12 protein-coding genes are annotated in these 12,285 nt (G+C 44.7%); 9 read left to right on the top strand and 3 right to left on the bottom strand.

The features are described 5' to 3' along the window. Nucleotides 1-45 precede the first annotated feature (45 nt). From P5V12_RS12100 to P5V12_RS12085, 4 genes are all read left to right on the top strand, one after another. On the top strand, nt 46-912 hold the full coding sequence (locus P5V12_RS12100; protein WP_316953348.1) for a delta-class carbonic anhydrase: 867 nt from the start codon (nt 46-48) through the stop codon (nt 910-912). A gap of 304 nt (nt 913-1,216) precedes the next feature. Next, complete coding sequence (locus P5V12_RS12095; protein WP_316953347.1) at nt 1,217-1,957, top strand: murein L,D-transpeptidase family protein; 741 nt, start codon at nt 1,217-1,219, stop codon at nt 1,955-1,957. Between the two features lie 165 nt (nt 1,958-2,122). Continuing rightward, nucleotides 2,123-3,049 (top strand): recombination-associated protein RdgC, encoded by a 927-nt coding sequence (gene rdgC, locus P5V12_RS12090; protein WP_316953346.1) that lies wholly within the window; start codon nt 2,123-2,125, stop codon nt 3,047-3,049. A gap of 88 nt (nt 3,050-3,137) precedes the next feature. Beyond that, the gene (locus tag P5V12_RS12085) at nt 3,138-4,112 is read left to right on the top strand and encodes an NAD(P)-dependent alcohol dehydrogenase (protein ID WP_316953345.1); all 975 of its coding nucleotides are present in this window, start codon (nt 3,138-3,140) and stop codon (nt 4,110-4,112) included. Between the two features lie 112 nt (nt 4,113-4,224). Here the strand turns inward: P5V12_RS12085 and P5V12_RS12080 are convergent, their stop codons facing one another. After that, a complete protein-coding gene (locus tag P5V12_RS12080) occupies nt 4,225-5,163 on the bottom strand; it encodes a GGDEF domain-containing protein (protein ID WP_316953344.1) in 939 nt (312 codons plus the stop codon). 340 nt (nt 5,164-5,503) lie between these two features. On the opposite strand from P5V12_RS12080, the gene P5V12_RS12075 reads away from it, so the two are divergent. Together P5V12_RS12075 and P5V12_RS12070 are read left to right on the top strand one after the other, a co-directional pair. Beyond that, on the top strand, nt 5,504-6,046 hold the full coding sequence (locus P5V12_RS12075; RefSeq protein WP_316953343.1) for a flavodoxin: 543 nt from the start codon (nt 5,504-5,506) through the stop codon (nt 6,044-6,046). Then, nucleotides 6,046-6,453, top strand: a complete 408-nt coding sequence (locus P5V12_RS12070; RefSeq protein WP_316953342.1) for a diacylglycerol kinase — start codon at nt 6,046-6,048, stop codon at nt 6,451-6,453. The genes P5V12_RS12075 and P5V12_RS12070 overlap by 1 nt, the downstream gene beginning before the upstream one ends. A 60-nt stretch (nt 6,454-6,513) precedes the next feature. Here the strand turns inward: P5V12_RS12070 and cmoB are convergent, their stop codons facing one another. Together cmoB and cmoA are read right to left on the bottom strand one after the other, a co-directional pair. After that, nucleotides 6,514-7,488: a tRNA 5-methoxyuridine(34)/uridine 5-oxyacetic acid(34) synthase CmoB gene (gene cmoB / locus P5V12_RS12065; RefSeq protein ID WP_316953341.1), complete on the bottom strand. Its 975-nt coding sequence runs from the start codon at nt 7,486-7,488 to the stop codon at nt 6,514-6,516. A gap of 7 nt (nt 7,489-7,495) precedes the next feature. Beyond that, complete coding sequence (gene cmoA, locus P5V12_RS12060; RefSeq protein ID WP_316953340.1) at nt 7,496-8,236, bottom strand: carboxy-S-adenosyl-L-methionine synthase CmoA; 741 nt, start codon at nt 8,234-8,236, stop codon at nt 7,496-7,498. Between the two features lie 110 nt (nt 8,237-8,346). Between cmoA and P5V12_RS12055 the strand changes: the two genes are divergently transcribed. The 3 genes from P5V12_RS12055 to P5V12_RS12045 all read left to right on the top strand — a co-directional run bounded on the left by P5V12_RS12055 (nt 8,347) and on the right by P5V12_RS12045 (nt 12,280). Then, complete coding sequence (locus P5V12_RS12055; protein WP_316953339.1) at nt 8,347-9,960, top strand: response regulator; 1,614 nt, start codon at nt 8,347-8,349, stop codon at nt 9,958-9,960. A gap of 36 nt (nt 9,961-9,996) precedes the next feature. Further along, nucleotides 9,997-10,689 carry a HAMP domain-containing sensor histidine kinase gene (locus P5V12_RS12050; protein ID WP_316953338.1) on the top strand — a complete coding sequence of 231 codons (693 nt, stop codon included), beginning with the start codon at nt 9,997-9,999 and terminating at the stop codon, nt 10,687-10,689. Nucleotides 10,690-10,900: 211 nt separating this feature from the next. Beyond that, entirely contained in the window at nt 10,901-12,280 is a 1,380-nt protein-coding gene (locus P5V12_RS12045; protein WP_316953337.1) for an SLC13 family permease, read from the top strand. The last annotated feature ends 5 nt before the right edge of the window (nt 12,281-12,285 follow it).

Here is a 12,285-nt window from a genome sequence, read left to right as displayed (position 1 = left end):
GGGATATACTTTTAGCGTCTACTAATAATCCATTGGGGTGAAACCATGAAGGTGAATGTACTTCTAGTCCTGGCTGCTGTCGCAGCGATGCCACTGAATGCTTTAGCGAAAGATGCGCATTCCAGCGGCCATAAATCAGTTTCAAATAAAGTTATCGCCGAGCAACGTGAAAAATTGGCAAAGAATACTGAAGGTAAGGGGTTTGGGCCTCAGTCTCCGAGAAATATCGATTCTGTGAAAGGGCGTAACCAAATAACTTTTAACGAGGCACCAGCCTATTCGGATATGAACTTATGTAATATACACTTTCATAAGAATGCCGAACACAAAGGCGGTGAGTTTACTAAATATGCCGGTAATGGAGATGGACACGGATATCTAAGTGGTTACAAATATTCAGGAAAACTGACAAAGGCAGAGTTATCTCCAGTTAAAAATGAAATTTGCCCAAGTGAACATGGTGGCTTATACCCCGGGGATACGATTGAAGTGCACTATGTGCATTCATCGGCACAGATAAATCCGGGGCCAACTTTAGGTGCATGCCTCAGTGACTCGATTAAGAATCCACAATTAAGGGTGGAGACGCAAGTATATGTTCTGGTGAACGATGAAAAGGCTGGTGATTTTATTCAGTTAACTCAGCTAGGAAAAAAAGACGGCTTGCATCAGGCGTTAAATATTCCCAGCAATACGGGAACACCTGTTGAATATGCGGGTTCGACCACTGGACCGGGATATAACGAAAAGGGCTCGCCTTTTCAGGTGACCTGGAGTGTTCGTCCAAAAGTTATCAAAGTGAATATCGATTCCGTTGGCAAATGGTGTAAAGGAAATGTGTTCGACGAAGATCATGCTCATGGGGTAAGAAATCTGGTTAAAAATCCTGATCTGCTTTCGAAAATTAAATGATGTTTTATGCTTCTCGATGTAATCATGAGCAGCTGTTTTTACGTTAGCGGGTTTTTATTTGATTGAGTTTTGATGAACGGGTGAAAAGGGATTTTCCCAGTTATCTATTGAAATAAAAAGGCATATTTTCACTGGGAAACAATATGCCGCAACATGTAGTTAGAAAACCCTTCGTCTCATGTATAAATAATTAAAAGTTTTATTCAATAGTTGGAATACGAAATGGTTCATTATGTTCCAACTATATTAACAACTTCTCTCGTGTCTTTTCTTTTTTGCCCGACAAGTACATGATCTCAATATTATGGTGAGGTTAGGATTGATTGTTCGTTATTTTATATTTGTTTTAATCGGCTTTTTGGGTCACAGTGTCACTGGAGTGACTCTTCCTTCGAGTCCCCGAGCTGAAAAATCAATTGAGCAAGTCAGGCCTTCTTTAACAAAAACATTACACGAGCGGGGTTTACAATACGGTGCACCAGTATTTATTCGGGTGTTTAAAGATCCCGGTTTACTTGAGCTTTGGGTTGAATCTGCTTCAAAAAAATTTGAGTTGTTTAAAACCTATGATATCTGCAGCTTTTCTGGAGAGCTTGGGCCGAAAGTACGGCAAGGTGATAATCAAGCTCCGGAAGGTTTTTATTATGTTAACCCTGATCGTTTAAACCCTTGGAGTCGTTTTCATTTGTCATTTAATTTGGGTTATCCCAATACCTATGACAGATATCATGGGAGAACCGGTGATTACCTGATGATACACGGAGACTGTGTATCCATCGGATGTTATGCCATGACCAATACCTACATGAATGAAATTTATGCTTTGACCGCTGCAGCATTGGAGCAAGGTCAACCTTTCGTTCGAGTACATATATTCCCGTTTATGCTTGAGCAGGAACGCCTTCAAACATATGCTTCACATGAGTGGTATGGGTTTTGGTTGAATCTGAAAGAAGGGTATGAGTATTTTAATCTGAATAACGTTCCGCCCAACGTCGAAGTGAGCAATGGTCGGTATGTTTTTAATTCTGCTGTTGATGATTAATTTATCGCCTCAGTTTCATCTGTTTTGAGATATAGATAAGGTTAAAATATAAACAGCTTTTCCGTGTGCAGGTAGTAGTGTAATCGAGTCTATGACTTCGGTTACAATTCCCACCCTTAGTACGGTATCCAAAACTCCATTCATCCAATCAAAGAATTCATTTTAATGTGGTTTAAAAATCTCCAAGTTTTCCGTTTTACTCAACCCTTCAAATATTCACCCGAAGAGCTTCAGGAGCTTTTGGAGAAAAAACCATTTTCTCCATGTTTTGGCCAGGAGCTCTTTAGTTATGGCTGGGTGTCGCCCCTGGGACGTAATGGTAATCTGTTGGTTCACGTGTGTAATGGCTACATTATGGTGTGTGCCAAACGTCAGGAGAGGGTATTGCCCTCGGCGGTGGTTAAGGAGTATGTCGAAGAGCAGGTAGAGCAAATAGAGCGGGATGAAGGTCGGAAGGTAGGGGGCAAGGAAAAGCGCGATATGCGTGATGAGGCGACTTTCACTTTGTTGCCTAAAGCGTTTACTCGGTCGTCGTTGCAGTTTGCCTATATTGCACCCAAGGAAGGCTTACTCGTGATTGATGCCGCTTCCGCCAAGCGTTCTGAAGAGTTAATGAGCTGTCTAAGGGAATGCTTGGGGCGTTTATCGGTTCTCCCGCTGGCTTCCAAAAACTTACCTCGTCAGGTGATGACCGAATGGTTAACCCAGTCCCATGAGCCGGAGCACTTTGAATTTGGTATGGAATGTGAGTTGCGTGGTCTGGGTGAAGACTCCGGTATCATCCGCTGTAAAAACCAGGATTTGGTTGCGGAAGAAATTGTCAGCCATCTAAAAACCGGTATGCAGGTCAGTAAGCTGGCCCTGGCCTGGGAAGGTGGAATCGAGTGTGTTGTCGATGAGCAACTGGCAATAAAACGATTAAAGTTCACGGATATTATTCAGGATAAAGCTGATGACGTTACTGTCGACAGCGCAGCAGATCAGTTTGATCTGGATTTTTCCATTATGGCTCCAGAGGTTTCCGGCTTACTTCGGGATCTGGTTGCGGCTCTTGGTGGTGAAAGTGATATAGATACCGATGATGAGGAATAATCCGTCACACTGACTGCAGATTGACTATTATGTTTTGTGAGGGTTTATTTGTAATTACGATCTAAATCTGACCAAATTGGGGGAAACAGTGAAAGCTGTTGTAATGAGCAAGTACGGATCAGCGGATGATTTAACAATAAAAGAAGTGGAAACACCAAACCTGAAAGACAATGAGGTGTTGGTTAAAGTTAAAGCCACATCGGTAAATGATTGGGACTGGAGTTTACTCACAGGTAAACCTTTCATCATTCGTTTACTTATTGGTTTGTTCAAACCCAAAAAAGTGACAATTCCCGGTGTGGATATCGCTGGTGAAGTGGTGAATATGGGCAGCCGTGTGACTCACTTTAATCTTGGTGATCGTGTTTATGGTGATCTCTCTGAAGACAATTTTGGTGGATTTGCAGAATTCGTTGCCGTTCCTGAAACTTCTTTAACGCCCATACCAAATAACATGTCCTACGAGCAGGCCGCGGCTATGCCTCATGTATCAATGCTTGCCGCTCAGGGTTTACGGGATGTTGGCGGTGTGCAGCCTGGTCAAGAGGTGTTGATTAACGGCGCTGGCGGTGGAGTGGGAACAATTGGTGTTCAAATTGCCAAAGCCATTGGGGTAAAAGCCATTACCGGTGTGGATAGTGAAGACAAATTTCCGGTTATGGCATCAATCGGTTTCGATCATATGCTGGATTACCAAACGCAAAGTTTTATCCAGCAGGGAAAAGAATACGATTTAATTCTCGATAACAAAATGAGCTGTTCTGTGTTTAGTGCCATTCGTGCGCTTAAACCTAATGGTAAATATGTTGTTGTCGGTGGCTCCCTATCATGTATGTTGATATTGATCTGCGCTTCATTTTTTATTCGTTTTTTTTGTCGCAAACATGTGCATATTTTAAAACTTATCCCGAACAAGAATATGAGATTAGTTGGGGACTTGTTTGACGCAGAAAAACTAAAGCCCGTAATAGATGGCCCATATCCATTTGACGATGCGATCAAGGCAATAGAGCATTTTGGTAAAGCAAAGCACGTGGGAAAAGTGGTCATCACCCTAGATTGAGATGTTGTGTTACTGCGTAGAAAAAGAAAAGCCACTTGCTAGCAAGTGGCCAAAAAACCTTCCCTGAATGAGAGCCCTACCAAAACTCTCACAACTCCATCGCTTTGAAACTTTAGCTTGCAGATGACTCTTGCTGAGTCAGGCTTGCAGTAACCACTTTATTTCTGCCTGTGCGTTTTGCCTGGTATAGCGCTTTATCTGCACGTTCAAATAAACTGTCGGTTGTGTCTGTTTGAAGTAGCTGACTGATGCCTAAACTGATGGAACAGAACTGTTCTTCATCCCGAATAAAAATGGGCGTCATGGCAACTTTCATTCGAATGCGTTCTGCGGTCAGACGACCGGATTCCTGATCCGTTCCATGTAGGAGCACAACAAATTCTTCACCGCCAAAACGGAAAATCTGATCCGTTTCCCTCAAGCTTTCACGTATGCAATGCACAACATGTTTGAGTACTTTGTCGCCGTTGGTATGACCCAGGTTATCGTTAATTTGTTTAAAGTGATCAATATCAATTAATAACAGTGACAACGGTTGTTCATGACGATGGGCCAGTTTTATTTCTCGTGCGTAACTCAGTTCCATTGCTGCGCGATTGCCGATACCGGTAAGCGTATCGCGCATGGAATTTTCCAACGCTTCGCGATAGAGAAGGGCATTACGCAACGGATAAAACAGAACGCTGATAAACATTTCCAATAGGGCGAGTTCACCTTCGAGGAAACGTTTGCCCCGGGTGAAAAGAATTGTGCCCAATTGGGATTTTGACGAGGCAATTTTATATTGCGCCTGGTGTTGGCACTGGCGACCGAGACAAACCTCCAGGTCTTCTGTGGGATGCAAATACGTTAATCCTGAAACCTTTACCGCATCCTGAATGTTGTTAAAAAAGAGTTCCAGTGCGGTTTGGATATCCAGCGTGCTTTGCAGGTTATTGGCCAGTTTGAATTGCAGGTCCTTTAGTTCATTTTCTCCGGGGAAGCCGTTCACACGATGTTCTTGCATTCGTTTAATATCGGCTTCATTACGTGATGAGGCTAAAGTAACCATAATTGCTAACCCGTTTGTTCTATCGCTTGAGTGATGACCGTTTTTTGATCTAGTTCACACCTTTATCATGCCTATAGCTAAAACTGTGCCAAATAATATGGTTATTAAAAAGCGATACAAAACAATAAGTTAGCTGTGTCTGGAAATGAGTTGAAAAAACGCCGGCAAGAATTTGACGCCACGACAGGTAGTTTTTAGCCGAATTCCATATTTAGTCGGCGATGGTTTGCCTTCTCTCATAGAATTTCCGGCAAGATATTGAGACAATGCGGCCCGGTTTTGGTAGGCGTACGTAGTAAGTTTAAGTACGTCGTTAAAAAATAGATTAAGCGAGGTTGTGGTGGCAGAGATAGGCCTATTTTTCGGTAGTGATGAGGGAAACACTGAAAGTGTGGCGCACCGTATTCAGGAGCGTTTTGGAGAAGATGTCTTGGATGTGAAGGATATCGCGGACGCAACTCAAATGGATTTTGCACAATACGACCGACTTATTCTCGGTATTCCCACTTGGGATTTTGGCCAGATACAGTCTGACTGGGAAGAGTTTTGGGATGACCTGAACGAAATCGATTTCAGTGGTAAAACCGTGGCGTTATACGGTTTGGGAGATCAGTTTGGTTACGGAGATTTCTTTTTAGATGCCATGGGGATGTTGCACGAAGTTATTGTGCAGAACGGTGCAAATATTGTTGGGCGATGGTCGGCGGAAGGATATGAATTCGATGCCTCCAAAGCCTATATGGAAAATGAAAATGTATTTGTCGGCTTGGCAATCGATGAAGATCAACAGTCTGAACTTACGGCCTCCCGCTTAAATACGTGGTGTAAACAAATCGCCAAAGAATTTGGTATACCAATAGAACCTGAAGAGATTGATGACTAATGTCCGAACAGCTTTCACCCGAGAAGGAAGAGTTACAACAGGATAGCGCCATACCAAACCATAAGGGCTTCACGCGTTTTCGAAAAGCCGCTTATTATTCATCTAAAGGATTTATCGCTGCGTATCGCTACGAAGAAGCCTTCCGCCTTGAGCTGTTTTTTTCCCTGTTTCTTGTTCCGGCGGCTTTTTTTCTTCCCGTTACCAAGCACGAACGTATCGCTATGGTCGCGACCATTATTATTGTCCTTATTGTGGAGATTCTGAATACTGGAATTGAAGCGGTGGTCGACCGTATTGGTTACGAAAAACATGAGCTTGCCGGACGGGCAAAAGATATGGGTTCTGCGGCTGTGTTTTTGAGCCTTGTACTGTGGGCATGGGTGTGGGGCAGTATCTTATTTATGTAAGCTAGAGAGGGTGCGGAGACGCACTCCTCTATGACCAAGACTTCGGCTAAGCCATAAATACTATGGCTTGGTCGCAATAAATATACCCCGCTTTGGTGCCGGGTGTCCTTCCGCCGTCAAACTCATATCTTCTGGATCGAGAAAGTTTTCCAACGATTGGAATTGCATCCAGTCTGTTACCCGTTGTTCTTGCAGGCTAGTGGTATTGATGTCCACACAGCGTGAGTTCTTGAATCCACACTTTGTTAACCAGGAAACCAAGGTGTCCGCGCTGGGTAAAAACCACACGTTGTTCATCATGGCATAGCGGCCTTCTGGCACTAATACTGTTCCGTTAGGGCCATCGACGATTAGCGTTTCCAATACCAGTTCGCCACCGGGTTTCAGCGTATCTTTGAGTTCTCGTAAATGATCCATGGGCGATCGGCGATGATAAAGTACTCCCATGCTGAATGTGGTGTCGAAGGCTTCCAGTTTTTCCGGCAAGGCTTCGATGCCAACCGGGAGTAAATCAACGGGTGTGCCTGCATCCAGATATTGCTTTAGCATGTGGAATTGGACAACAAACCGGGGAGAAGGGTCGATGCCAATCACTCGGGCGGCGCCAGCGTCGTGCATTCGCCAGCAGTGGTAGCCGTTGCCGCAACCTACATCCAAAACCTGTTTGCCGGTTAAGTCTGATATGTGCGGAATTAGGCGATCCCATTTCCAGTCTGAACGCCATTCGGTATCGATAAATGTATCGAAGAAATGATAGGGGCCTTTTCGCCATGGAATAAGCGCCTTTAAGGCTGTGACTAACTGTTCCCGTTGTTCATCCGTAATGTCATCCTTGCTACCCAGTCGTATGCTGTCACCGATTTCAAACACCGAGGGGCTGACCTTTGGCATGGCATCCATTGCGGCCAGCCAGTCGGGTAAGTCGCCGTAACGCTGGGTGGATAAGCCCTGGGCAATCTGTTCGGGCAGAAGCTCGGCCCAACGGCGTAGTCGGGAAGGCGTAATACTATCGATAAAAGGTTGGTAATCTATCATGAGTGTTTTATTTAAATGCGAGCAGGGAGGCGAAGTTAAAGCATTGAAACCACAGGTCAACGTTATTAAAACCGGCGTTGATCAGCCGTTGTTTATGTGTGGCCACTGTTTCCGGGATAAGCACATTCTCTAAGGACTGGCGTTTTTGCGCAATTTCCAAATCACTGTAACCGTTGGTTTTCTTAAAATAATGATGTAACTCTGTCATCAATTCATTGTGGTGCTGATCTTCGAAATACAGCTTTTCGGACAGTACCAGCACGCCACCCGGAACCATGCCTTGGTAAATATTTGTGAGCAGAGTTTCCCGCTGTTCTATAGGAATAAATTGCAGGGTGAAATTCAGGATAACGACCGAGGCATTTTCGATGTTCACATTATTGATGTCGTCACACAAAAGGGTGACTGGTAACTCACTGCTATCGGCATCAATTACCTGCTGGCAGCGATTTATCATTTGTTGCGAGTTATCCACCGATACGATGCGGCAATTGGCCGCGCGAATCCTATGGCGCATGGCGAGCGTTGCGGCCCCGAGAGAGGCACCCAGATCGTAGCAGTGGCTGTTTGCCTGTGCGTATTTTTCAGCCAACTGGCCGATCATATGAATAATCGTAGAATAGCCGGGTACGGAGCGCTTGATCATGTCCGGAAATACGTCGACTACTTTTTGGTCAAACGCAAAGCCACTCACTTCTGCCAGGGGGTGGGCGTAAATATCGTCTTTGTTATTGCTTGTTTTATCCACATCAATATCACTTTGGATGGTTCGAGGGTGTGCATTTTAGCTTTGTCCCCACCCGGTCACAATCAACTACACTTTAAATTGGTGCCTAACGAGGCGTATTAGGACGGTGAATGGCCGAGTTAAATTACAAAGATTTGTCCGTACTGGTTGCTGACGACTTCAGTAGCTTTCGCAGTATTGTCAACGGTTTGCTACAAAGCCTGGGGGTGACCAAGGTGGATATGGCCTCGAGTGGTGAAGATGCCATATCGCTTTGCCAGGAAAAACCTTACGACGTGATTCTTTGTGACTACAACCTCGGACAGGGCAGGAACGGCCAGCATGTACTGGAGGAGCTTCGTCATCGCAGTCTGTTGGGTAAGGAAAGCATCTTTATTATGGTTTCTGCAGAGGCGGCACGGAATATTGTGATGTCCGCTTATGACTGCGAGCCAGACGATTATTTGATGAAGCCCATTACTGCCCGGTCGCTGCAACAGCGTATGGATCGGTTATTGCGGTTAAAGCGGGTGATGAAACCCGTATACCAGGCCCTTGAACAGAGTAATGTCTATGGCGCAATGGATAGGTTGACAGAAATGTCCCTGGCGGAGGACCGATACTCTCTTTACGCACAAAAAATGCTGGGCGAGCTTTTTATCCGTGAAGGTCAGTTGGACAAAGCAGAGCGTTTATATACTCGTGCGCTGGAAGTGCGTCAGGTCGATTGGGCCAGATTGGGTTTGGCCAGAGTAAAACAGTTAAAAGGGGATCTGGATTTAGCCGAAACCTGGCTTGAACGCATTGTGGAAGATAACCCTCTGTTCCTGCCTGCCTATGATGTACTGGCAGAAAACTGGGAGCAGAAAGGCGAGCGTCTGCATGTACAGAGTACGGTACAACGGGCGGTCGATATATCCCCCATGTCGATATTGCGGCAGAAGCGTCTTTCCGATGTCGCGTTACTGAATAAAGATTTTGACACGGCCATCAGTGCGTTACGTAAGACGGTGCGTTTGGGTGAGTTGTCCTGCCATGGCAAAGCTGAAGACAGTATTGATTTTGCACGCCTGGTTTCATCCACCATAGAGCAGAAACTGAATGTGGCTGGCGTTTCAATTGCTGAAGCGCTGGAGTATCTCGATGCGGCGCGAGATCGATATGAACTGGATGCAAACAGGCAAGCTCAATGTAAGCTGTTGTCAGGTCGTATTCATGCCATTGATGGCAATGCTGAAATGGCAGAGCATTTTCTGGAAGAGGCCAATATGGTGATGGATCTGGATGCTCTGGATATTGACTTAGACCTCGACCACGTTTCGATTTTATTAGCCCTGGAAAAAAACAAAGAAGCAAATGCGCGCCTGGATGAGTTAAAGGTCAAATATATGCACGACCAGGATGCCTTACAAAAACTGGATGAGTTCCTGACCGAACCGGTAAGCGACGCGAACCGAGAGATGATTGCCGAAGTGAACAGGGAAGGGATCGACTTGTACAAACATGGTGAGTTCGATGCCGCTCTGGCGTGCTTTGAACGGGTTCGGGAGCTTTTTCCAAAACATGTCGGTATTCAATTAAATATTGCGCAAACCTTAATAGGTAAACTCAAATCCGGCCAGGCTGACGATAAAGTGGTGAATCATTGCCAATCGTCATTGGATTTGGTGGCGAGTTTGATCGATCCAGATCACCCCCAGTACAGTCGTTACTGCCAGTTACGGCGAATGGCCATAGCGGCATAACCTTACTGAAAATGAAAAAACTGTTGGAATGTAACAATGACCGATAAAAACGACGATATAGATTTTTCTATGGTGCTTGCATCCAGTGTCCATGATATGAAAAATTCGGTAGGGATGTTATTAGCTTCTCTGGAGGGAGTGATAGAAGAGACGCCTCCCACGTCTCCCGCTCAGGCACATCGGTTCAGTACGTTGCATTATGAGGCATCGAGAATTAATAGTGAATTAATTCAGTTGTTAACCATTTATCGAATGCAAAATGATTTTCTGCCCGTGCGTATTGATGAGCATTTTGTCTTTGATGTAATTGAAGATCAAGTTGCGAGAAATCATATCTTATTGGAAACCAAGGGAATCAATCTCGATATAGAATGTGATGATACCTTGAGCTGGTATTTCGATCAGGATTTAATTGGCAGTGTATTACACAACGTTATTGTTAATTGCGCGCGTTATACAAAATCGGCAATTTTAGTTACGGCAATGATCGAGGATGAAATGCTGGCGATGACCGTTGAAGATAATGGGCCAGGTTATCCTGATGCTATGCTGCGACGTCCGGCCGGTCAAATAAATGACAGTTTGGTGAATGAAGGACAAACTCATTTAGGGCTATTCTTTGCAGATAAAATTGCATCATTTCATAAACAAAGTAACCGTTGTGGGTATATTCAATTGAATAACGAAAGTAAACTCGGAGGAGGCTGTTTTAAACTGGTTATTCCATAACGGTGTATGAATATAATTGCAACGTATAGATGATTCATTTATACGACGTAACCATCTAAGAATAGACGCGAAAAATCTAATCTCGTCACACAATTTATATTCTTCGGTAAATATATACCGGTTTCTCTATTCTATAATTTAGTTATAAACTCTAATTTTATTCACTTTGTTTGCTGAAAGTGTTCTTGATTGATTACGAAGGGTGATCAGTATGAATAGTCGATTGCAAGCAGTATCACTCTATGCCGGCCCTGTTCTGGGGTTGTTTTTTTATTATTTGTGTTTGCCCTGGGGGCACGAAGTCGGCATTGCCGCAGGGGTTGCCTGTTTGTGTGTTGCCTGGTGGTTGTTTGAACCTGTGCCGATTCCGGTCACGTCGCTTGTGCCACTTGCGGTGTTTCAATTAACAGGGGTTCTGACGAAAGATCAAGTTGGTCAGGCTTATGGTAACCCTCTGGTTCTGCTCATGCTGGGTGGTTTTATTTTATCAAAGGCTATGGAAAAGAGTGGGGCACACCGGCGGTTGGCTTTTTTTATGATTCATGCTTTTGGTGGACAAAGCAGTCGTCGTTTGGTTTTTGGGTTTATGGTCGCTTCGGCATTTTTAAGTATGTGGATTTCCAATACGGCCACATCGCTGATGCTTTTACCTGTTGCGCTTGCCATTCTAGACCACAATGACGATAAAGCTCTGGCCGTACCTTTAATGCTGGGGATTGCCTATGCGGCAAGTATTGGTGGTATTGGTACACCCATTGGTACACCGCCAAATTTAATTTTTATGCAAGTCTATGAACAGCAATTTGGTGTGGCGATAACCTTTTCCCAATGGATGAGTTTGGCGGTTCCGGTTGTCATTATTATGCTTCCCGCTGCAGGCTTTTGGTTAACCCGTTCTTTAAAAACACATGGCGGTTATCGGGTACCGGAGGTCGGGCACTGGACTGCAGAAGAGAAGCGTGTATTAACTGTGTTTGCCGTTACAGCGTTATTGTGGATTACCCGCAAGGAGCCTTTTGGTGGTTGGAGTGCGCTGTTGGATCTTCGTTCTGCCAGCGATGGCTCTGTGGCACTGCTCGCGGTGGTCGCAATGTTTGTGATTCCCAGCGGAAAAGAGCGCAACGAGAAATTACTAAATTGGCAAGTAGCCTCTACAATTCCCTGGGGCGTATTGTTGCTATTTGGTGGCGGTATTTGTTTAGCCAAAGCCTTTAGCGCCTCCGGGTTAAGCGAGCAAATAGCCAATCAACTTAGTCATCTCGCTGTTTTCCCTATTTGGTTAATTATTTTCGGTATATGCCTTGGCGTGACTTTTTTAACGGAAGTGACCAGCAATACAGCAAGCACAGTTTTGCTCATGCCGGTGCTGGCATCAACAGCAATGGGAATAAACATCGACGGAATGCTGTTGATGGTACCTGCAGCCATGAGTGCGAGTTGTGCATTCATGATGCCGGTGGCAACGCCACCCAATAGTATTGTGTATGGTAGTGGTTACGTAACAACACGGCAGATGGCAAGAGCTGGATTAGTGTTGAATCTTATCGGAGCATTTGTTATCGGTTCGCTTTGTATGCTTCGTTTGGGGTAACGTTG

The sequence above is a fragment of the Teredinibacter sp. KSP-S5-2 genome, from assembly GCF_032773895.1.
In the GTDB taxonomy this organism is placed as follows: domain Bacteria; phylum Pseudomonadota; class Gammaproteobacteria; order Pseudomonadales; family Cellvibrionaceae.
This window is presented reverse-complemented; position numbering and strand designations above follow the sequence as displayed.

Bases quoted from the DNA above. Each gene is read 5' to 3' on its own strand.
- P5V12_RS12100 (WP_316953348.1), top strand. From the start codon at position 46: ATGAAGGTGAATGTACTTCTAGTCCTGGCTGCTGTCGCAGCGATGCCA.
- P5V12_RS12095 (WP_316953347.1), top strand. From the start codon at position 1,217: ATGGTGAGGTTAGGATTGATTGTTCGTTATTTTATATTTGTTTTAATC.
- rdgC (WP_316953346.1), top strand. From the start codon at position 2,123: ATGTGGTTTAAAAATCTCCAAGTTTTCCGTTTTACTCAACCCTTCAAA.
- P5V12_RS12080 (WP_316953344.1), bottom strand. From the start codon at position 5,163: ATGGTTACTTTAGCCTCATCACGTAATGAAGCCGATATTAAACGAATG.
- P5V12_RS12070 (WP_316953342.1), top strand. From the start codon at position 6,046: ATGTCCGAACAGCTTTCACCCGAGAAGGAAGAGTTACAACAGGATAGC.
- cmoB (WP_316953341.1), bottom strand. From the start codon at position 7,488: ATGATAGATTACCAACCTTTTATCGATAGTATTACGCCTTCCCGACTA.
- P5V12_RS12055 (WP_316953339.1), top strand. From the start codon at position 8,347: ATGGCCGAGTTAAATTACAAAGATTTGTCCGTACTGGTTGCTGACGAC.
- P5V12_RS12050 (WP_316953338.1), top strand. From the start codon at position 9,997: ATGACCGATAAAAACGACGATATAGATTTTTCTATGGTGCTTGCATCC.
- P5V12_RS12045 (WP_316953337.1), top strand. From the start codon at position 10,901: ATGAATAGTCGATTGCAAGCAGTATCACTCTATGCCGGCCCTGTTCTG.